Source organism: Propionivibrio sp., from assembly GCF_029255185.1.
GTDB lineage: Bacteria > Pseudomonadota > Gammaproteobacteria > Burkholderiales > Rhodocyclaceae > Propionivibrio.
On the sequence record NZ_JAPUVO010000130.1, the window covers coordinates 19,072 to 39,302 of the forward strand.

The 20,231-nt window shown below is 58.5% G+C and carries 24 protein-coding genes; 5 read left to right on the forward strand and 19 right to left on the reverse strand.

Going from position 1 to position 20,231, the window contains the following annotated elements; all coding sequences use genetic code 11:
* Positions 1 to 2 precede the first annotated feature (2 nt).
* From accC to Q1J43_RS13455, 4 genes are all read right to left on the reverse strand, one after another.
* Positions 3 to 1,367, reverse strand: coding sequence for an acetyl-CoA carboxylase biotin carboxylase subunit (accC, locus tag Q1J43_RS13440; RefSeq protein WP_301103012.1), 1,365 nt, complete (start codon positions 1,365 to 1,367; stop codon positions 3 to 5).
* Between the two features lie 14 nt (positions 1,368 to 1,381).
* Positions 1,382 to 1,831 (reverse strand): acetyl-CoA carboxylase biotin carboxyl carrier protein, encoded by a 450-nt coding sequence (gene accB / locus Q1J43_RS13445; RefSeq protein WP_301103013.1) that lies wholly within the window; start codon positions 1,829 to 1,831, stop codon positions 1,382 to 1,384.
* A 221-nt stretch (positions 1,832 to 2,052) separates the two neighbouring features.
* Positions 2,053 to 2,601 (reverse strand): TlpA disulfide reductase family protein, encoded by a 549-nt coding sequence (locus tag Q1J43_RS13450; protein WP_301103014.1) that lies wholly within the window; start codon positions 2,599 to 2,601, stop codon positions 2,053 to 2,055.
* Entirely contained in the window at positions 2,598 to 3,206 is a 609-nt protein-coding gene (locus Q1J43_RS13455; RefSeq protein ID WP_301103015.1) for a hypothetical protein, read from the reverse strand. The genes Q1J43_RS13450 and Q1J43_RS13455 overlap by 4 nt, the downstream gene beginning before the upstream one ends.
* 111 nt (positions 3,207 to 3,317) lie before the next feature.
* On the opposite strand from Q1J43_RS13455, the gene mpl reads away from it, so the two are divergent.
* Complete coding sequence (gene mpl, locus Q1J43_RS13460) at positions 3,318 to 4,697, forward strand: UDP-N-acetylmuramate:L-alanyl-gamma-D-glutamyl-meso-diaminopimelate ligase (protein WP_301103016.1); 1,380 nt, start codon at positions 3,318 to 3,320, stop codon at positions 4,695 to 4,697.
* Here mpl and Q1J43_RS13465 read toward each other — a convergent pair.
* From Q1J43_RS13465 to Q1J43_RS13480, 4 genes are read right to left on the reverse strand one after another with little or no spacing between them, the layout of a single operon-like run.
* Positions 4,680 to 5,678 carry a COX15/CtaA family protein gene (locus Q1J43_RS13465; protein ID WP_301103017.1) on the reverse strand — a complete coding sequence of 333 codons (999 nt, stop codon included), beginning with the start codon at positions 5,676 to 5,678 and terminating at the stop codon, positions 4,680 to 4,682. The genes mpl and Q1J43_RS13465 overlap by 18 nt on opposite strands.
* A 6-nt stretch (positions 5,679 to 5,684) precedes the next feature.
* The gene (gene cyoE, locus Q1J43_RS13470; RefSeq protein ID WP_301103018.1) at positions 5,685 to 6,590 is read right to left on the reverse strand and encodes a heme o synthase; all 906 of its coding nucleotides are present in this window, start codon (positions 6,588 to 6,590) and stop codon (positions 5,685 to 5,687) included.
* A gap of 19 nt (positions 6,591 to 6,609) precedes the next feature.
* The gene (locus Q1J43_RS13475; protein ID WP_301103019.1) at positions 6,610 to 7,215 is read right to left on the reverse strand and encodes a hypothetical protein; all 606 of its coding nucleotides are present in this window, start codon (positions 7,213 to 7,215) and stop codon (positions 6,610 to 6,612) included.
* A gap of 17 nt (positions 7,216 to 7,232) precedes the next feature.
* Positions 7,233 to 8,039 carry an SURF1 family protein gene (locus tag Q1J43_RS13480; RefSeq protein ID WP_301103020.1) on the reverse strand — a complete coding sequence of 269 codons (807 nt, stop codon included), beginning with the start codon at positions 8,037 to 8,039 and terminating at the stop codon, positions 7,233 to 7,235.
* On the opposite strand from Q1J43_RS13480, the gene Q1J43_RS13485 reads away from it, so the two are divergent.
* A complete protein-coding gene (locus Q1J43_RS13485) occupies positions 8,038 to 8,238 on the forward strand; it encodes a twin transmembrane helix small protein (RefSeq protein ID WP_301103021.1) in 201 nt (66 codons plus the stop codon). The two genes, Q1J43_RS13480 and Q1J43_RS13485, sit on opposite strands and share 2 nt — an antisense overlap.
* A gap of 29 nt (positions 8,239 to 8,267) precedes the next feature.
* On the opposite strand, the gene Q1J43_RS13490 is transcribed toward Q1J43_RS13485, so the two are convergent.
* From Q1J43_RS13490 to coxB, 5 genes are all read right to left on the reverse strand, one after another.
* Entirely contained in the window at positions 8,268 to 8,891 is a 624-nt protein-coding gene (locus Q1J43_RS13490; protein WP_301103022.1) for a cytochrome c oxidase assembly protein, read from the reverse strand.
* Positions 8,892 to 9,001: 110 nt separating this feature from the next.
* Positions 9,002 to 9,349, reverse strand: coding sequence for a cytochrome c oxidase subunit II transmembrane domain-containing protein (locus Q1J43_RS13495; RefSeq protein ID WP_301103023.1), 348 nt, complete (start codon positions 9,347 to 9,349; stop codon positions 9,002 to 9,004).
* Positions 9,350 to 9,383: 34 nt separating this feature from the next.
* Positions 9,384 to 10,214 (reverse strand): cytochrome c oxidase subunit 3, encoded by an 831-nt coding sequence (locus Q1J43_RS13500; protein ID WP_301103024.1) that lies wholly within the window; start codon positions 10,212 to 10,214, stop codon positions 9,384 to 9,386.
* Positions 10,215 to 10,231: 17 nt separating this feature from the next.
* Complete coding sequence (gene ctaD, locus Q1J43_RS13505; protein ID WP_301103025.1) at positions 10,232 to 11,824, reverse strand: cytochrome c oxidase subunit I; 1,593 nt, start codon at positions 11,822 to 11,824, stop codon at positions 10,232 to 10,234.
* Positions 11,825 to 11,838: 14 nt separating this feature from the next.
* Positions 11,839 to 12,987: a cytochrome c oxidase subunit II gene (coxB, locus tag Q1J43_RS13510; protein WP_301103026.1), complete on the reverse strand. Its 1,149-nt coding sequence runs from the start codon at positions 12,985 to 12,987 to the stop codon at positions 11,839 to 11,841.
* Positions 12,988 to 13,097: 110 nt separating this feature from the next.
* Here coxB and Q1J43_RS13515 point away from each other — a divergent pair, with 110 nt between their 5' ends.
* Entirely contained in the window at positions 13,098 to 13,682 is a 585-nt protein-coding gene (locus Q1J43_RS13515; RefSeq protein WP_301103027.1) for an SCO family protein, read from the forward strand.
* 31 nt (positions 13,683 to 13,713) lie between these two features.
* On the opposite strand, the gene Q1J43_RS13520 is transcribed toward Q1J43_RS13515, so the two are convergent.
* The 4 genes from Q1J43_RS13520 to Q1J43_RS13535 form a co-directional block, all read right to left on the reverse strand.
* Positions 13,714 to 14,784 carry a S4 domain-containing protein gene (locus Q1J43_RS13520; RefSeq protein WP_301103028.1) on the reverse strand — a complete coding sequence of 357 codons (1,071 nt, stop codon included), beginning with the start codon at positions 14,782 to 14,784 and terminating at the stop codon, positions 13,714 to 13,716.
* A 65-nt stretch (positions 14,785 to 14,849) separates the two neighbouring features.
* A complete protein-coding gene (locus tag Q1J43_RS13525) occupies positions 14,850 to 15,989 on the reverse strand; it encodes a THUMP domain-containing protein (RefSeq protein WP_301103029.1) in 1,140 nt (379 codons plus the stop codon).
* A gap of 9 nt (positions 15,990 to 15,998) precedes the next feature.
* A complete protein-coding gene (locus Q1J43_RS13530; protein WP_301103030.1) occupies positions 15,999 to 16,421 on the reverse strand; it encodes a CopD family protein in 423 nt (140 codons plus the stop codon).
* A complete protein-coding gene (locus tag Q1J43_RS13535) occupies positions 16,421 to 17,302 on the reverse strand; it encodes an SDR family oxidoreductase (protein ID WP_301103031.1) in 882 nt (293 codons plus the stop codon). Before Q1J43_RS13535 ends, Q1J43_RS13530 begins: the two co-directional genes overlap by 1 nt.
* 92 nt (positions 17,303 to 17,394) lie before the next feature.
* Between Q1J43_RS13535 and Q1J43_RS13540 the strand changes: the two genes are divergently transcribed.
* Together Q1J43_RS13540 and Q1J43_RS13545 are read left to right on the forward strand one after the other, a co-directional pair.
* Positions 17,395 to 18,432, forward strand: coding sequence for a CDP-6-deoxy-delta-3,4-glucoseen reductase (locus tag Q1J43_RS13540; RefSeq protein ID WP_301103032.1), 1,038 nt, complete (start codon positions 17,395 to 17,397; stop codon positions 18,430 to 18,432).
* Between the two features lie 5 nt (positions 18,433 to 18,437).
* The gene (locus Q1J43_RS13545) at positions 18,438 to 19,613 is read left to right on the forward strand and encodes an HDOD domain-containing protein (protein WP_301103033.1); all 1,176 of its coding nucleotides are present in this window, start codon (positions 18,438 to 18,440) and stop codon (positions 19,611 to 19,613) included.
* A gap of 9 nt (positions 19,614 to 19,622) precedes the next feature.
* On the opposite strand, the gene Q1J43_RS13550 is transcribed toward Q1J43_RS13545, so the two are convergent.
* Positions 19,623 to 19,952 (reverse strand): hypothetical protein, encoded by a 330-nt coding sequence (locus Q1J43_RS13550; protein ID WP_301103034.1) that lies wholly within the window; start codon positions 19,950 to 19,952, stop codon positions 19,623 to 19,625.
* Complete coding sequence (locus Q1J43_RS13555; RefSeq protein ID WP_301103035.1) at positions 19,949 to 20,215, reverse strand: YqjK-like family protein; 267 nt, start codon at positions 20,213 to 20,215, stop codon at positions 19,949 to 19,951. The genes Q1J43_RS13550 and Q1J43_RS13555 overlap by 4 nt, the downstream gene beginning before the upstream one ends.
* Positions 20,216 to 20,231 lie beyond the last annotated feature (16 nt).

Sequence of the window (20,231 nt, forward strand, 5' to 3'; positions counted from 1 at the left end):
GCTCAGCCGTCTTTCTTTACCTCGCCTTGGGCGGCGAGTTTTTTCTCAAGGTAGTGAATGTTCATTCCACCCTTGATGAAGCGAGCGTCCTGCATCAGTTCCTGGTGCAGCGCGATGTTTGTCTTAATGCCTTCGATACTCATCTCCGACAGTGCGATGCGCATGCGACGAATGGCCTGGTCACGGCTATCGCCGTAGGCGATCACCTTGGCCACCATCGAGTCATAGTGCTGCGGGACGGTGTACCCTTGATAGACATGCGAGTCGACTCGAATACCAGGACCGCCGGGCGGATGATAAGTGGTGATTTTTCCAGGAAATGGAACAAACGTGTAGGGATCTTCGGCGTTAATGCGACATTCAATAGCGTGACCGCGAAAACTCAGGTCGCGCTGCCTGAAGCGCAACTTTTCGCCGGCAGCGACACGAATTTGCTCCTGCACTAAATCAACGCCGGTAATCATTTCAGTCACCGGATGTTCGACCTGAATCCGGGTGTTCATTTCAATAAAATAAAACTCGCCATTCTCATAGAGGAACTCGAAGGTGCCGGCGCCACGATAATTGATACGCCGACAGGCTTCAGCACAGCGCTCACCGATGCGTGCAATATGACGCGTTGGGATTCCGGGCGCCGGCGCTTCTTCGATGATCTTCTGGTGGCGACGCTGCATTGAGCAATCACGCTCGCCAAGATAAACGGCATTCCTGAAACTATCGGCCAGCACCTGAATTTCCACATGGCGCGGGTTTTCGAGGAACCTCTCCATGTAAACGTTGGGGTTGCCGAAAAAGCTTTGTGCTTCCGAACGCGTCATGACTACCGCATTGAGCAGCGCGGCTTCGGTATGCACCACCCGCATGCCGCGTCCACCACCACCGCCAGCGGCTTTGATGATTACCGGGTAACCGACAGCCTTGGCGGTTCGGATGATTTCCTTTGGGTCTTCGGGCAGTGCGCCCTCGGAACCGGGAACGCAGGGAACGCCGGCCACCTTCATGGCGTCCTTGGCCGAAACCTTGTCGCCCATCAGACGGATTGTTTCGGGGCGCGGGCCGATGAAAACGAAGCCAGACGATTCAATTCGTTCAGCAAAATCGGCGTTCTCCGAGAGAAAACCGTAACCGGGGTGGATCGCCTCAGCGTCTGTAACCTCGGCCGCCGAGATGATCGCCGGAACGTTCAGATAGCTCAGATTGGATGGAGGCGGGCCGATACACACCGATTCGTCGGCGAGTTTGACGTATTTGGCATCGCGGTCGGCCTCGGAATGCACAACGACCGTCTTGATTCCCAACTCACGGCAGGCACGCTGGATGCGCAGGGCAATTTCCCCACGATTGGCAATGAGCACTTTTCCGAACATGGCGCAACGCCCCCTTAGCCGATGATGAATAGGGGTTCGCCATACTCGACCGGCTGACCATTCTCGACCAGGATGGCTTTTACTGTTCCGGAGCAGTCAGATTCAATTTCATTGAGCAGTTTCATGGCCTCGACGATGCACAGCGTTTCGCCTGACTTGACAGCGCTGCCGATTTCGACAAAGGGGTCGGAACCGGGGCTGGCCGAGCGGTAGAAGGTGCCGACCATCGGCGATTTGACGACCTGCCCGTTAGGCAGATCGGATTCCTCTGCGGCCGTGGCCACTGTTGCAGCAAGTACTGGGGCGGCCAGTGACGCTGCTTGCGGCATCATATAGGTTTGCTGAGGAGCAGCCAGGGGTTGTTTGGCGATACGAACCCGTTCCTCGCCCTCGGTGACTTCAAGTTCGGTAATGCCTGATTCCTCGACCAGATCAATGAGCTTCTTGAGTTTGCGCAAATCCATTAATAGCCTCCTTCTAGAACAGATAATTGCCAGCAGGATAAGGCTGGCGCGGCTGGTTGCCGTGAACTCAGCCTGACTTGATTTGATTTTTCAAAGTGCTCGATTGCAAGCAATTTCAGGGATTTTCCATCCAGACAGGGCGAAAATCCCTGTGAGTTTTGTCTGGCAATGGAAGATTTTACACCGTTATGTCTGCAAGTTTGCCGTATATCACAGCATTTTTATCGCCGGACAATTTTTGGCAGCAGCGTATCGAGTTCCTGTTCGAAAATGCGGCCCAGCCGAGCCAGTTGAGCCTCGCCGCCGGGCCCGAGAACAACGGTATAGGGCAGTGCCAGGCGCGAATTACCAAGATCTCGGATCAGTTCGGCACCTTCCGAATCGGCGATGAGAAGTGGGTAGCTGACTGCTTGCTGCTTCGAGAAACTGATGACGTTGTCTGCCGTATCAAGAGCGATGCCAACAAATTGAACGCCATTTGCTGAATATTTTGTTTGTAACCGTGAAAAATAGGGCATTTCCTCACGGCAGGGTGGGCACCAACTTGCCCAGAAGTTGACGACCAAAGTTTTTCCCTGCCACTGAGAGAGCGCCTGAACTTTGCCGTTGGCGTCGACCAAACGGGTAGCAAAAAGGCGCGCAATGGCTGCGCCGGATACGACTGGCAAGGAAGTTTCGGGCGCGCGCGCGACAAAACCAAGATAGGTACCGGCAACCAGGGCCGCGATAGCGACGACAAGACCTGCGAAAAGGGATTTTCTCCTTCTCATGGGATGTCCGTGCCTGGAGAATTCAAAAGTCTATTTACGGCGTCGAGGCGGGCGTGCTGCCGAATTTTGCCGTCACGGGTCTTGAACATGATGCGCTCCTCGCGTGCCGGATAAACAATCAGATTGACTACGGCGTCCTCGTCATGGATAGTCAGCACAGCTTCCGCGCGTGGCGAGCGCGGAACGCTGTGCTCGTAGTCAAAATGCTGGTTGAGCATGAATATTTCGACATCCTTGGCGTTATCGGTGAATAACTGAATGTCTATTTCGGCATAACGGCCAGCACTCCCGTCGAGCACCGGGCCTGTAAGATAGGGATTAAATCTATGCATGATCACCATTATTTCACTGGCTTTTTGCCGAAGATAGTCAACTCTTGCATTGTGCTCTTCATCCTGGAACAGGCGCTGGTAAATTTGCAACTCAGTGTCGATCTCGGCGTTTTCAGGGAGGTGGGTGTTTTCCGGCAGGCCCAGGCCACTCGCCGCCTTGCGCTTGGCCAGCGCATAATCACTGATGCCATTCTCGGCGATCAGCCGGGCGGCGGCGCTGGCAATCAGTTTGCGCAATTGAGTGGTATTCCGGTGATCGTTGGCTCGGGGCATGGTGTGGATGTCGGTTAACTCGTTTTGCTAACGATTTAACACGTCTGCAAGGGTACAATTCACGCGCTTCGGCGCCGGGGCTGTCGGCCAATTCTAACTTGGATTTTTTAAATGCATATTCATATTCTTGGCATCTGCGGCACCTTCATGGGTGGCATAGCCCAGCTGGCTCGCACTGCCGGACACCGAGTCACCGGCTGCGACAGTGGCGTTTATCCGCCGATGAGCACGCAGCTTGAAGCCGCTGGCATCGAACTCGTCGAAGGCTACGGCAGCGAGCAGATCGCTCTCAAGCCGGATTGCTATGTGGTGGGCAATGCCATTTCACGCGGTAACCCGCTGCTGGAAGAACTGCTGGATCGCGGCCTGCCCTACGTTTCCGGCCCCCAATGGCTGGCCGATAATGTTTTGCAGGGGCGTTGGGTGCTGGCGGTCGCCGGAACGCATGGCAAAACAACGACCTCGGCAATGCTGGCCTGGATTCTCGAAGATGCCGGCCTAAATCCGGGCTTCCTGATTGGTGGCGTCCCAATAAACTTCGGCGTATCGGCAAGACTATCGGGGAAATCAAGCGATTCTCCGTTCTTTGTGATCGAAGCCGACGAATACGACACTGCCTTTTGCGACAAGCGTTCGAAGTTCATCCACTACCGGCCAAGAACTTTGATTCTGAACAACCTTGAGTTCGATCATGCGGATATCTTCGTCGATCTGGCTGCGATCGAAACACAATTTCACCATTTAGTGCGTACTATGCCACGCCAAGGCCTGTTGCTCAGTAACGCCGCTGAAACCAGCCTCGAGCGAGTCCTGGCGCGAGGCTGCTGGACGCCAGTCGAACCTTTTAACGCGCTTTCGGGCTGGCATGGCCAAGGCAATGACGCTGATGGCTCGTTACGCCTGATGCGTGGCGAACAGGAGATCGGCGCCACGCAGTGGGCCGTGAACGGCGAGCACAATCGCGCTAACGCCGTGGCGGCGCTGCTCGCTGCGCGACACGTTGGCGTTCCGCTGGACCAAGGGCTGGCGGCCTTGTCGCGCTTTGAAAATGTCAAGCGCCGGCTTGAACTGCGTGGCACCGTTCGCGGCATCAGCGTCTACGACGATTTCGCCCATCACCCGACGGCAATTGCTACAACAGTCGCCGGATTACGTCGCAAGATAGGTGGCGGGGCCAATGCGCCGCGTATTCTGGCCGTCCTTGAGCCGCGCTCGAACACCATGAAACTTGGTGTCATGAAGGCGCAACTGCCGGCCAGCCTGGCAGACGCCGATCAGGTGTTCTGCTATGGCGCCAATCTCGGCTGGGACGCCGCCGAGGCTCTGGCGCCGCTGGGCGACAAGGCGGTCGTCGCCGACAATCTGGACGCTCTCGTCAAGCGCATCGTTGCTGCCGCACATTCCGGCGACCAGATCCTGGTGATGAGCAATGGCGGTTTCGGCGGTATCCACGACAAGCTGCTGGCGGCACTCCTACGCGGTGTGACTTGACGCTTGCCAAAGCTGGAAATTGAATGCCAGAGTCACGCTGAGCAGGACAGCGGCGCCAGCGTTGTGGGCAACGGCGACAGGCAGGGGCAGCGCAAGCAGGATGTTAGCGATGCCCAGCCCGACCTGAACGAGCAAGGCGGCGGCGAGCAGTCGTCCCCACGGGCGCCATTCGGGTCGGCGTAAAACCCAGGCCAGTCGGCCAACGATTACCGTCACAATCAGTGCGCCAAACCGGTGTGACCAATGAATGGCCGTCAGCGCAGTGTTCGAGAGCAGCGCGCCATCAGCGCTCTGGCCAAGTTCGCGACGCATCTGAAAACCCTGGGCGAAGTCCATCTCCGGCAGCCAGACGCCAAGGCAGGTCGGAAAGTCGCCGCAGGCCAGGGCGGCGTAGTTGCTGCTCACCCAGCCGCCGAGTGCAATTTGGACGCCGACCACGAACAGGGCAAGCGCAGCGTGAATTCTGAGTGCTCGCAACTCTCCCCCAAATAAAAGCTGCCCGCCGTGGTGCTGGCGCAGCAGCAGCCAGACCAGCAGGGACAAAGTCATCATGCCGCCGAGCAGATGGGCGCTGACGATCACCGGTTTGAGCAGCAAGGTGACGGTCCACATGCCGAGCAGTGCCTGTACGCCGACGACGCCGACCAATACGCTCGGGAGCCATGGCGACTGGTGCAGGGCGCGATGGTGTCGCCAGGCGAGCAGCGCGATAAGAGCGATCAGTAGGCCAAGGCCGCCGGCAAAGTAGCGATGCACCATTTCCTTCCACGCCTTGTGCCCCTCGACCGGCTTGCCGGGGAAGGCTTGCAACGCGGCTGACTGCTCGTGCGCAGCGGCGGGGACGCCAATCAGCTGACCGTAGCAACCGGGCCAGTCGGGGCAGCCTAGTCCGGCGTCCGACAGGCGGACATAGGCGCCGAGCAAGATCACGCCAAAGGCAAGCAGCGTGGCGACGACCAGCAGTTGGCGATAAAGGCGCATGGCTGCTCAGATGAAATGGTCAGCCAGTAGTACGGCGAAGAGCAGTGTCAGATAGATGATCGACCAGCGGAAGGTACGCTTGGCCAATGCATCGCTGTAATTGCGCCACAAGGCGATAGCGTATGCCAGAAAGATCGCGTCCAATACCAGTACCGCAGCCAGATACCCCAGCCCGCTCATGCCCAGGGTGTAGGGCAGCACCGTCGCGCCGCTGAGCATGACAACGTAAAGCAAGCTGTGCAAGCAGGTGAACTCGACACCGTGCGTGACCGGCAGCATCGGCAGGCCGGCCTTGGCATAATCAGCGCGCCGGTAGCAGGCCAGCGCCCAGAAGTGTGGCGGTGTCCAGATGAAAATGATCAGGAAGAGAATCAGCGCTTCCGGGCCGACATTGCCGGTCATCGCGGTCCAGCCGAGAAGCGGGGGCATGGCCCCCGAAGCACCGCCGATCACGATGTTCATCGGCGTCGCCGGTTTGAGCAGGAGGGTGTAGATCACCGCGTAGCCGAGGAAGGTAGCCAGCGTCAGCCACATGGTCAGGGGATTGACCAAGGCGTAGAGCAGCCACAGACCGTTACCGCCGACCAGAGTAGCCAAGGCCAGGGTCTCGGCCGGCGAAACGCTTCCCCGTGCCGTCGGCCGGGCTCGGGTTCGCGCCATGCGCGCATCAACTGTCCTTTCGACCAGGCAGTTGATCGCCGCCGCCGCACCGGCGACCAGGGCGATTCCTGCCGACGCGGCGAGGAAGAGGCCAAGCGGTGGAAAGTCGGGCGTGGCGAGAAACATGCCGATCATCGCGGTAAACACGATCAAGCTATTAACGCGCGGTTTGCACAAACCAAAGAAGTCAGCGAGGCGCTGCCCAAGTGGGCGCGGGGCGGTGACCTGGTGGCGTCTGACAGTGACGGACATGCAACTCCTCCTAAAACGGTTAGCGGATCCAGGAATACTTCAGCAGGCGCTCAAGATCCTTGAGTACGCCGCGCAGATCGTTCGGCTCGGCATAGCGCATCATGACATTGCCTAGCGGGTCGACAATGTATATAGGGTGCCCACGACCATCAAGTGCGCGCTCCCAGGCATCGACTGCGGTCCCGGACGGTACGCTGGCAATGACCAGATCGGGGAAGCGCTGCTGCACCTGCACCAGATTTGCCGTATCGGCCGCACCGCCAACGAAGAGGACACGCTGCAGACGGCTTTGCTCCTTGTTAAGTGCGACGTGCACCTGAAGCATCTGCTGCAGTCTGGTCTGACAACTGGCGTTGCATACATCCTGGACAGGCATCAGCAGCAGCCATTTGCCGCGCAATTCGGTACTCGGCAGGGGGCGTCCATCGCCATGCAAAAGGCCGGTTTCCGGCAGAGGGCGGGGTGGTTGCAGCAGGTCGCCGTGGTTGGCGAACTTCCCAGGGCGCCAGTCCAGCCAGAACAGTCCACTACTGATGAAGAAGGGCAGAAAGAATATGGTTGCCAGCAACAATAGCGTGCGTCGTGAAGAATTTGGCGTTGGCAGGGCTGCGGTCATGGTCGGCATGGGGGTTCCGGTAAAAGTCAGGAGGGTCGGCGAAAATTGACGACCAGCCAGAGCACCACAGTGGTTGCGGCGAAAGCCCACCATTGCAGGGCATAACCAAGATTGGTCTGCACTCGTTCGTCGGGACGGCGCCATTCGCGGACAAAACCGCCGGCTGCGCTGTGAGCGTCGAGTTCTATGACGACGGGTTGGATCGGAAAACTGACGACCTTGCTATACGCAGCCACATCCAGATTTTGCCAGACGCTTTGCCATCCGGTCTTGGCGCTTGCGCTGTCTGCGCCGAGGGTAAAGAAGCGTGTGCCAGGGAGCACCGCTGTGCCTACTACTTCGAGAGGACCAATCGGGGTTGTCAACTGCGGTAACTGGCGATGTTCGGCCAGCGCCGGCACCCAGCCACGATTGATGAGCAGGCGCATTTCACTGCCTTCGAGACGCAGCGGGGTGATCACGTGATAGCCAGCCTGTTCGCGATGGGTACGATTGTCGATCAGAATCTGGTACTGAGGTTCGTAATAGCCGCGCGCGGTGATTTTGCGATAACGCAGCGACTGCGCATCGACCGGCGTGCTGGGCAGTGCCATCGCCGGTTCGGCGCCACGGGCGTCGAGCTGCTGTTGCAGAGCGTTCTTGCTGCCGGCTTTAGTCCACTGCCATTGTCCAGCAGCAATGAAAACGGGCAGCAGAAGCGCGGCCGCCAGGGTCGGCCACAGACGCGGCCGGAAACGACGTACAGATGGCGCGGGTTTCTGCGCAGGCGCATCGGTTGCCGTCAGCAGCGTGGCGCGCGCATAATTGCCGCTCGTCCTACTGGAGTCGGCCATGTTCAAGCTCATCATCCTTGTCATCTTGCTTGGCGTGATCATCAGCCTGTTTTCCGGGCTTTTCTTTCTCTTTCGGGATCAGGGAGAAGGCGAACGCACCGTGAAGGCGCTGACCTTGCGTGTTGGCCTGTCGATCGTAATCTTTGTCCTGCTGATGTTGGGCTATCGCTTCGGACTGATTCCCGGCTATCTCCCGTAAGGGAAAGCACGCGCACTGACGGCCAAGAGTCAAAACCATCGCCAAGCCGCCGGCGCCTTGGCCGTCGACGTGCTGTCAGCGACAATGAAAAATGCATAGGCCAGGGTAATCGTTCGGATATCGCTGTCAATCTCTGGCTTGACCACGAAGGTCAGCGGCAATTCCTTCGTTTCGCCTGGTGCCAAGGGCTGTTGCGCAAAGCAGAAGCAATCGAGTTTTTCAAAATGCTGGGCGGCCAGTCCCGGAGAAACGCTGGGTACAGCCTGGCCGACGATCGGTTTCTCTGAAAGATTGTGCACGCGGAACCTGGCCTGATGCAGTTCGCCCGGGTGCAGGTCAAGGCTAGTCGTCAGCGCTTCCATTTCCCATGGCAGACCGGGCATGACGGTGCCGGTGAATTCAACGGTGATGATGCGGTTGGCATCAATGCGACTGGCGGTCGCCGTGACTGGCTGGCTAAGACCACCAATGCCAACACTGGCGGCTTTGGCGCCAGCCGTTTTGCCATTGAGGCCGGTAGCCAAGCAAAACACATCGTACAGCGGCACCAGGGCAAAACCAAAGGCGAAGGCGAGTGCGACGACGGCCAGCAGCTTGATGAGCAACTTGCGATGGCTGGAGACCGGCAGGGGGCTAGCGACGGAAACAGCCATCGCTTCAGCTTCTCAGAAACATCGAAAGGAGAAAAATGGCCAGCGCCACCACAGCGATAGACCATCCCAAGCGGCGATTGGCGGCACGGCGGTGTGCCGCTTGCACGAGGTCAGTTGCCATCATTTAAGACCTTCAGCCTGCTGACGGACACTTGCGCACTGAGCTGTTCAGTGGTGACAGCAGTTACCCCGGCAGCCGATGGCAGGTTCTGCGCAATCGCCAGTTGGGCCATTGAGCTCCGATCTGCCGGCGTCTCGATCAACGCGAAATCGATGCCAACAAGAATGGCAATGGGAATTACTGCCCATAGCCATTGCACGCTTCCGCTTGGCCCGAAAAACTGTGCCGCCGACTCGCCAGCGGTCTTCTGGTGTCTGACCAGCGAATAAATCATGATCGCAAACACCACCGCAAAAAGGGCGCTCAGAAGGATCAGATAACTGTTGTGCAAGGTCAAGTCAGAATCTCCGTTCGCTGATAACGACAGGCTGCTAGAGGCAATAAACAAAAATGAACAGCAACAGCCAGATCACGTCCACGAAATGCCAGTACCAGGCAACCGCCTCGAAGGCAAAATGCCGCCCGGGCGTGAAATGACCGGCCAGGGAACGCAACAAAATGACGATCAGCATGACAGAACCCATCATCACGTGGAAACCGTGGAAACCGGTCAGCATGTAAAACGTGGCGCCGTAGATGCCGTCGCGGATGGTGAACGCGGCTTCGCCGTATTCATGAATCTGCAGACCAATGAACAGGATACCAAGCGCGATGGTCAGTGCCAGGCCAAGCTTGAGTTGACGCTGCCGGTCCTTCTGCAACCCCCAGTGCGCCCAGGTCAAGGTCGCACCGGAAGAAAGCAGGATCAGAGTGTTGAGCGCCGGAATGCCCCAGGCATTGACCGGGGTGATGACGGTCTTCAAACCAGGGCCGGTCGTTGGCCATGCCGCGGAAAAGCCTGGCCACAACGACTGTGCGTCGGCAAGCCCAGGCAGCGCAAGGTTGCGGGCATAGAAGAGCGCGCCAAAGAAGCCGGCGAAGAACATTACCTCGGAAAAAATGAACCACACCATCCCCCAGCGGAAGGAGGTATCAACCTGACGGGCATACTTGCCGGCCAGACTTTCCTTGATGACGGCGCCAAACCAGCCGAATAACATGATCAGCAAAATCCCGGCACCAAGGGCCATGACTAGGCTGCCGACGGCCACCTTGTTGAGTACCAGAGCGAATCCGACGGCCAGCGTGAGCAGAGCGACCGAGCCGACAATCGGCCAGATCGAAGGCGGCGGAACGTAATAGGCGTTGTTATGTGCTTGCATGGCGGCTCTCCCTTAACCTACTTCACGAGCGGTGGGGTGACGAACGAGTGGTACGGCGGCGGCGAGGTCTGCGTCCATTCCAGTGTGTCGGCGCCATCCCAGGGCTGGTTGCCGGCTGCAATGCCACCACGCACGCACTTGATCACGACGTAAAGAAAGAGCAACTGACTGGCGCCGAGCAGGAAACCGCCCAGACTGGCGATCATGTTAAATTCGGCGAACTGCAACGCATAGTCAGGAATGCGGCGCGGCATGCCGGCTAGTCCGAGAAAGTGCATCGGGAAAAAGGTAATGTTGAAGGCGATGGCAGTCAGCCAGAAATGCACTTTGCCAAGTTTTTCGTCGTACATGTGGCCAGTCCATTTCGGTAGCCAATAATACACACCGCCCATGATGGCCATTGCCGAACCGGAGAACAGCACGTAGTGGAAGTGGGCAACCACGTAGTAGGTATCCTGCAACTGGATATCGACTGGAACCAGCGCCAGCACCAGCCCGCTGAAGCCACCAATGGTGAACAAGAAAACGAAGGCCAGCGAAAACAGCATTGGTGTTTCGAAGCTGATCGAGCCGCGCCAGAGCGTCGCGACCCAGTTGAAAACCTTGATCCCGGTGGGGATCGCGATGAGCATGGTGGTGTACATGAAGAACAACTGACCACCGAGCGGCATGCCGGTGGTAAACATGTGGTGCGCCCAGACGATGAAGGACAGGAAGGCGATCGAAGCTACCGCATAGACCATCGAGACATAGCCAAACAGTGGCTTGCGCGCAAAAGTCGGGATGATCGTCGAGACAATGCCAAAGGCCGGCAGGATCATGATGTACACCTCGGGGTGGCCAAAGAACCAGAACACGTGCTGGAACATGACCGGGTCACCGCCGCCGCTGGCGTCAAAGAAATGGGTGCCGAAATTGCGGTCGGTGAGCAGCATGGTGATCGCGCAGGCCAGTACTGGCATCACGGCAACCAGCAGGAAAGCGGTGATCAGCCAGGTCCACACGAACATCGGCATCTTCATCAGCGTCATTCCCGGAGCGCGCATATTGAGTATGGTAACGATGATGTTGATCGCCCCCATGATCGACGAGACGCCCAGGATGTGCACCGCAAGAATGGACATGTCATAGGCAATGCCTCCCTGCATAAAGAGCGGAGGATACATTGTCCAGCCGCCGGCAATCGCGCCGCCAGGAACGAAAAAAGTCGAGATGAGCAGCACCCCTGCCGCCGGAAGCAGCCAGAAACTCCAGTTGTTGAGGCGCGGAAAGGCCATGTCCGGGGCGCCGATCATCAGTGGCACCTGCCAGTTGGCGAAGCCGACCAGTGACGGCATGATGGCGCCGAATATCATGATCAGGCCGTGCATTGTCGTCAGTTGGTTAAAAACAGTGGGCTGAAATAGTTGCAAACCGGGCTGGAACAGTTCGGCACGAATCAGCATGGCTAGTGCACCGGCGAAGAAAAACATGAACAGGGAAAACCACAGATAGAGCGTACCGATATCCTTGTGGTTGGTGCTGGTCAGCCAGCGCATGACGCCGGTCGGGGCGTGATCATGCGCATGATCATGGACGGCAGCAGCATTGCTGACAGTGCTTGTGTTCATTTAGAGACTCCCGGTTAACGGCGCCGTGCGGCGATGTCGGCTGGCTGCACGAGGTCACCCGTGGTGTTGTTCCAGCTATTGCGTTCGTAGGTAATGACTGCGGCGAGATCAAGATCGGACAGTTGCTTGCCAAAAGCGGCCATCGCCGTCGCCGCTTTGCCGTTAAGGACGATGTCAATATGTCCGGCTTTCTCGCCAGAGACGATCGCTGATCCGTTGAGCGCCGGAAAGGCGCCAGGGACTCCCATGCCGGTAGGCTGGTGGCAGGCCACGCAATTGGCGGCGTAAACCTTTTCGCCAAGGGCTTTCAACTCGGCCATTTCGTAAGTTTTCCCGACGTTTGCCGCAGCCGCAGCGACCAGGGTTTTCTGTTCCTGCTTCCAGGTGGCGAATTGCTCCGGGCTCACAACATCCACAACGACCGGCATGAAGCCGTGACCAACGCCGCACAGTTCAGCGCACTGACCACGGTAAGTCCCCACCTGGTCGACCTTGAACCAGGCGTCGCGAATAAAGCCAGGGATGGCGTCCTGCTTGACGCCGAAAGCGGGAACCCACCAGGCGTGAATGACGTCACTGGCGGTCAGCACCAGACGAACCTTCTGTCCAGCGGGAACCACCAGTGGCCGATCAACTTCAAGCAGGTAGTGTTCCCCCTTGGACTGCTCGCCGTCGATCTGCACTTTGGGTGTCGAGGAATTGCTCATGAAACGGATATCTTCGCCAAGATACTCGTATTCCCATTTCCACTGATGGCCGGTGACCTTGATGGTCAAGTCCGACTTGCTGGTGTCCTTCATCGAGGCGACCAACCGGGTCGCTGGCCAAGCCATGCCGATCAGAATCAGCACCGGAACAATTGTCCACGCAATTTCGACGCCTAGGTTGTCGTGGAATTTTGCCGCCTGGTGGCCGACAGACTTACGGTGCCGTATCAGGGCGATAAGCATCGGAACGAAAACGACAATCAGAATTGCCAGGCAGATCCAGAGAATCAGGCTGTGCAGATCAAAAATATCCTGCGCCAGGCCGGACGCTGGCTGCGGAAGATTGACGGCGAAATCGGCCCAGGCCAGCGCGGGAATCAACCCGAAAAATATGGCGCACAAGGAACGAATGGCACTAAAAGGCTGACCAAGGCGTCGGCCGGTGTATTTTGGCATGCTCAAATTATCTTCTCCCGCCCTATATTAATTACGTTTTGGGTAACACTTAGACCCTATTGTCAATAAAAGTTCAGTGATGTTCAAATTATCCTTGTCGAAAGTTAAGTATGCTGCGGGTCTTAATTCTAATACTTTGCCTGTCCCTGACCGGCTGCTCTGAGCGAGAGCCGACGCCATTTCGCAGCACCGACATCACTGGCGCACAGTTCGGACGTGCGCTGGCGGGCTTCAAGGATCATCATGGCAAACCGAGAACGCTCGCCGACTTTCAGGGCAAGGTCGTCGTTCTCTTCTTTGGCTATACCTTCTGCCCGGACATCTGCCCAACGACGCTGGCGCGCTTTGCCGAGGTCATGAAGCTGCTTGGGAATGATGATGAACGGGTACAGGTGCTGTTCGTCACGCTCGATCCGGAACGCGATACGGCGCAAAAACTGGCCGACTACGTGCCGTGGTTTTATCCATCGTTCATTGGCCTCTATGGGGATATGGCGGCAACCGAGGCGGCGGCCAAGGAGTTCAAGGTTTTCTTCGCCCGCAGCAAGGGCAGTGACGTTATGACTTACGCAATCGACCACTCGGCCGGCGCCTACGTCTTTGATCCATCCGGACGAATCCGTCTTTACGTAAAGGACGTTACCTCAGTTGAGGCCATCGTCAGCGACCTGAAAACGCTGCTGGCCGGCAAATAGTCCGATTGAAAACAAGAGATGCACGGCCTGTCTAAAAGCGTTCGTCTTCACGCAGGTAGCGCCACTGACCTGAGGGAAGTTTGCCGAGCGCTACGCTGCCGATGCGAATGCGTTTGATACTGGTCACCCGCAGGCCGACCAGTTCGCACATGCGTTGAATCTGTCCTTGCCTGCTTTCGTGCACGACAAATCGCAGTTGCTGCTCGTTTTGCCAGGAGACCTGCGCACGCTTGAGTTTGACTTCGTCAAGTTCAAGGCCGTGGTTGAGCAGCTTCATACCCTCCGGGCTAAGTTCGCCTTCCACCCGCACCATATACTCCTTCTCCAGCCTCGTATCGTCGCCGGTGATGCGCCGGGCGACACTGCCTTCCTGGGTAAATACCAGCATCCCGGTCGACTCGGCATCGAGTTTCCCGGCCTGCGCCAGACCGCGCAAATGGGTCGCCTTGAAAGTGCACCGGCTAAGGTCCTCGACCCAGCGATTTTCCGGGCGGATCAGTTGCATCAGGGCTTCGCTGCCGCCTTCGCCCGGACCGCGATCCGCCGCGAGCGGTTTGTTGAGCAGGATAGTCACGCTCTCACTCTGATGCTTGCTGGCCTCTTCCTTGATCTCGATGCGGGCATTGGGGTGTACCCGGGCGCCCAGCGTAGTGACCACCACACCATCGACACGAATCCAGCCGTTTTCAATCCACTCGTCGGCCTGTCGACGCGAGCAAAACGCCATTTCGCTGACGCGCTTGGCCAGTCGTGGTGGCTCATTGAGCGGACGGTGCGGCGCTGGCGGCGCGCTAGCCTGCGGCACTGGCTCCGCGCGCGGTGCACTGTAGTCGCTATGAATGCGTGCCGGTGGCAGGGCGCGCGCACCGGTGCTGCGCGCCACGCCACGTTTGGGATGGACCTTGACGGACAGGACGCCATGAACTGGGGGCAGTGCTGGCGCTGGCTTGCGCGACTCGACGGCGTGACGCTCAGTCTTGGCGGCACTGTGCGCAAACGATTGTTTCAACGCCTTGGAACCGCCGCGCAGCGGCTTGCGATAAGGCGATCTCGCGTCGTCAGTGACGGGTTTGGCGGGCAGTTTTAGCGTTGGGCGGGGCATGGCAGCAGGCTTTCATTTTCGACAGACGAGCAGTGTACGCCTGCGACGGTCGAACCGTTGCAAAATCAGCGCCGATTGCTGCCGGCGACCATCTTGAATTCGAACAAACGACATTCGATGGCGCCGTTGTAGAGCGGCGTCTTCTTGCTCGGTGTCAGGCGCATCAGCTTGGGCAGGCGTAGGTCGGCGCTCAACAGATAACAGTTCCAGCCGGCGAAATTGCGTTTGAGGGCGCTGCCGAGCAGAGGGTAGAAGGCCGCCAGTTCATCAAGTTCCGACAGGCGTTCACCGTAGGGCGGGTTGGCAACCATCACGCCTTGTTCGGTAGGAGCTCTGATTTCAAGGAGATCGCCAGTACTCAGCGTGACGGCAGGCAGCAGGCCGGCGCGGTCAAGGTTAGCCAACGCGGCGCGCACGGCGACGGGCGACAAATCGCTGCCGTAGATATGCGCGTCGGCAGCTGGCTTTTCGTCATCCATGGCGCGTTCGAGCAAATTTTTCCAGAGGTCGAGCTGGAAAGCTTTCAGGCGCTGGAAGCCAAAGCTGCGTCCTGCACCCGGCGCAATATTGAGCGCCATTTGTGCCGCTTCGACCAGAAAGGTGCCGCTGCCGCACATCGGGTCAAGCAGCGGGGTTCCCGGCTGCCAGCCCGATAGACGCAGGATGCCAGCCGCCACATTCTCCTTAAGCGGCGCTTCGACGGTCTTCTGGCGCAGGCCGCGCTGGTAGAGCGGGGCACCCGAGGTGTCGACGTACAGCGTGCATTCGTCGACGGTGATGAAGCCGTGCACACGCACATCCGGTTCGCGCGTGTCCACATTCGGACGCTTGCTGGCATCAGCGCGGAAGCGGTCGCAAATCGCGTCCTTGATGCGCAGGGTGATGAATTCGAGGCTTCTGAGCGTGCTCTTGACCGCCGTCACATCGACGCGGATCGTCTGCTCGGCGGTAAACCACAGGGGCCAGGGCGTATCCAGCGCCAGGCGGTAGATGTCGTCTTCCTTGGCGTAGCGGCCATGGGCGACGCGCCACAGAATGCGCGTAGCGATGCGCGAATGCAGATTGGCGGCGTAACATGCTGGCCACTTAGCAACAAAATGCACGCCGCCGGGAATGACTTGTAGTTCGCTGACGCCAGCGGCTACGAGGTCCTCGGCAAGCAGGGCTTCAAGGCCGCGCGGGCAACTGGCAAAAAACTTTTCCAAGGGGAATTCCTAGAAGGGTTTGAGAATGACCAGCAAGGTCACGACAAGCAGCACGATTACCGGGATTTCGTTGAACCAGCGGAACCAGACATGGCTGCGTTGCTTGCGCCCGGCCTGGAAATCGTTCAGCAGCTTGCGACAGTAGAAATTATAGGCCAGCAAACCGGCGACCAAGGTTGTCTTGGCGTGCAGCCAGCCGCCGCTGATGCCAAAGCCGAACCACAGCCAGAGGCCGAGGGCGATCGCCAGATAACCGATCGGGGTCATGAACCGATAAAGTTTGCTGGCCATGAGCAGCAAGCGGTCGCGCTCGGCGCTGCTATCCGCCGGCACCATCGCCAGGTTGACGAAGATGCGCGGCAGGTAGAAGAGCCCGGCGAACCAACTGACGACCATCACCAGATGCAAGGCTTTGACGATCAGGTAATCCATTATTGCTTCCTTTCCAGCCAGGCGGCATTGACGCCATCCGCGACCTGCGGGTAACGCAATTGTGCCCGAAGTTCCTTTTTGATTCGCCGGTTGTCAAGCCGGCGCGATTCGCTCATGAACGACAATTGTATTGGCGACATCTCCTGCTGTGCCGCGCTGCGCCCAATGCGCGGCGCGCGTGGCAGGCTGAAGCGGTCAGCGACGAGGTCAAAATACGCGCCCATTTTCATTGCCGAGTCGTCGCTCGCGTTGTAGCAGCGGTTAGCGCGCCCATAGCGCAGGGCAGCGCAGGTCAGCATGGCCAGATCGTCGGCGTGGATGTGATTGGTGAATACATCGTCCTCGCTACGCAGCGCCTTGACGCCCTGGCGCAGGCGCTCGATCGGCAAGCGCTCAGCAGCGTAGATGCCGGGCGCACGCAGGATGGAAACGCAAACTCCATGGCGACAGCCAAAGCGCCGCAACTGGTTTTCGGCGTCGACGCGGCGCACGGCACGGGCAGTATTCGGGCGCGGTGGACGTGTTTCGTCGATGCGTGCGCCAGCACAGTCGCCATAAACGCCGCTGGTACTGATGTAGATCAGTCGCTGTGGTAGACTTTTTCCTCGTGTCAGCGCCGCCAGCAATTTACGCGTGCGCGTATCCACCGTGCCGCGCTCGGATGGTGGGGCAAAATGCAGCACGATGTCGGCCAGTCCGGCGATGCGTTTCAAACTTGACGCACGATCCAGGTCGGCCAGCAGCGGGCTGGCGCCGTGATCGCGCCAGAAAGCGAACTGCGCCGGATCACGCAGCAGGGCGAAGACCCTGTAATGACCGAGCAGGCGAGGCAAAGTGCGGCGGGCCACATCACCGCAGCCGACGATCAAAAGTTTTTGCACCGCGCAATTTTACCGGATTAGTTGTTAGTCAACGATGAAGAGCGAAACACCAAAGCTTGTCTTTATAAAGTTCGCGCTTGCAGGGAGATTTAATGGCGTTTCAGATCACGATTTTGCCGAGCCAGCATGTTTTTCAGGCCGAGGCCGACGAGATCATCCTCGATGCTGCCTTGCGGCAGGGGGTGGTGCTACCCTACGGCTGTCGCGATGGGGCCTGTGGCGCCTGTCGCGGCAGGGTGCTAAGCGGCCAGGTGGATCTCGGCCAGGCACAGATCAAGGCCCTGAGCAATGCCGAGCGCAGCGCCGGCTTCGCACTTCTCTGCTGCGCCAGAGCGCACAGCGACCTCTCAATCGAAGGCCGAGAACTGCTGTCTGCGCAAGCCTTGCCGGTGAAGACACTGCCGGCGCGGGTCCAGAAACTGACGCGTGTAGCGCCCGATGTAATGCTGGTGGAGCTCAAGTTACCAGCCAGTGAGCGGCTGCAGTTTTTCGCCGGGCAATACATCGAAATTCTGCTGAAAGAAGGCCGGCGCCGAGCATTTTCGCTGGCCAATGCGCCGCATGACGATTCCTGCCTGCAACTGCATATCCGGCACATGCCCGGCGGGCAGTTTACCGACCGCCTGTTCTCGACCATGCAAGAGCGTGACATTCTGCGTTTCAACGGGCCGCACGGCAGTTTCTTTCTGCGCGAGGACTCAACCAAGCCGATGCTGTTGGTGGCTGGCGGCACCGGTTTCGCACCGATCAAGGCGATTGTCGAACACGCCATTGCCGAGCAGTCGACACGGCCGATGGCCATCTATTGGGGCGGGCGCGGGCGCGCCGATCTCTACCTGTTGCCGCTGGCCGAACAGTGGGCGGCAGCGCATTCCGGCATTCGTTTCGTTCCGGTCCTGTCGGAGGCTCCCGAAAGCGATCATTGGCAAGGACGAAGCGGCTTTGTCCATGCGGCGGCCATGCACGATTATCCTGACCTTTCGGGTCACCAGGCTTATGTTTGCGGTTCGCCGGCGATGGTAGCTGCCGCCCGACGCGATTTTGTTGGACAATGCCAGCTGCCGGAAACTGAATTTTTTGCTGATTCCTTTGAACTGGCTAACGACCATCAATCCCCTACCGCAGGTTAATCGCCATGCCCGACGTTTATATCTCCCGACAGCCATTAGTCAATCGCCAAAGCAAAATCATCGCCACCCGCCTGACTCTTCACCTCGAACCCGGGGCGACGACGAAGGACGCGGCGGCGGCTCTCGGCGCGCTTACCGAGTTCTGGCCACAGGGCGAAAAACTGGTCTTCATCAATTGTGGTCAGACGCCTTGTGATGAAACCTTGTTCGAGTGGCAAGCGCCGGCCAATGCGACGATTGAAGCCCACTCGGCGTCACTGGTTGGGCCAGATGCCGGCCCGTTCATCGCTGTCCTGCAGGCTACGCCAGTCTCGCTTTGCCTGCTCTTCGAAAGCCAGACGCAGGCGGCGCTGGCAAGTGGTGTTCCCTTCCGTTTCATCGCCTTGGATGCACAGCGCTATACGCCGATGCAACTGAAAAGTCTGGCGACGCAGACCCAACCCTTCGGCATTTCGGTGGCGCTTAACGTCAACGACGGCCCGGAGTTCCAGGCCTGCCTGGACGCTGGAGTGAGTGCCGCCGCCAGTTGGTTTTTTATGCATCCGACCAAGGCCCCAGCCAAGGCGCTCAATCCGGGGCAGGCGCAAATCGTTCGCGTCCTCAACCTGGTGCGCAGGAATGCCGATGTCAAGGAAATCGAAGTCGCACTCAAGCAGGATGTGGCGCTCTCCTACAAATTGTTGCGCTACATCAATTCAGCCGGTTTCGGACTTTCCTGCGAAGTTCAGTCTTTCCGGCATGCGGTGACTATTCTCGGCTACGACAAGCTCAACAAATGGCTATCGCTGTTACTAGCCACGGCGAGCAAAGACCCGATGGCGCCAGCGCTGATGCACACCGCACTGGCGCGTGCCCGGCTGATGGAAGTGCTGGCCACGGGTTTGGTCGAGCCACAGGAATACGATAACTTGTTCATCACCGGCGCCTTCTCGATGCTTGATGCCCTGCTCGGCGTGAGTATGGATAAAGTGCTCGAATCGATGAGCCTTCCCGCATCGATCGTCGACGCCCTGCTCGGCCACGGTGGGGTTTATGGCCCCTTCCTCGAACTGGCCAAAGCTAGCGAAGGCGATGACGGAAAAGCAGTTGCCGACCAGGCGTCAATGCTCGGCCTGTCGGCGGACCAGTTCAACCGAGCTCAGATGCAGGCGCTGGCTTTTGCCGATACGATGGAATTGTGACATCGATGATTATTTGTTCTTACAAGGAGGGGTACTGCGCGGCTTGCGCCGACGATCCAGCCACCAGGCGTAAACCGGTAGCAGCAGCACGGACCCGGGAAGCAACAGAAACAAAAGATACGGTGAAACGCGCGAAATGATACGCATCTGAGCGAGCAGTTCGGATTTTTCCTCGCTTGTCCACCTGCCGCCGTTGCGATTCTTCATCAGCAAGGGCATTAGATTACGCATACGAACAATATCGGCAACAAACTCCCTGGCTTGCCGTTTCTGCGACGCTTTCAAGCGCGAAATGGCACCCTCTTGCGTTTTTCCCGCGTCGCTCACGAGCGGGTTCATAAACCAGACATCGCCAATTTGTCGCGCAGGATTCGCCAAATTTGCCACGCGGAGAAAGCGCGCGTGGACCAGCGATACGCTCGGCGGGGCTTCATGATGAGCAAGGCAACAATTGCCAGCGCGGCAATGCTGGGGTGAGTTTTCAAGTAGTCGACACCTGCAAGAACGCGCGCCAGCAGACGATCCACCGTGTCCAGCGCAGAGCGCACGGGCCGTAGCTCTTGGCCCAAAGCAGCGCGTTGTGTGTCGATGCGTTCAAGCAAGCGTCCACGCTTCAAG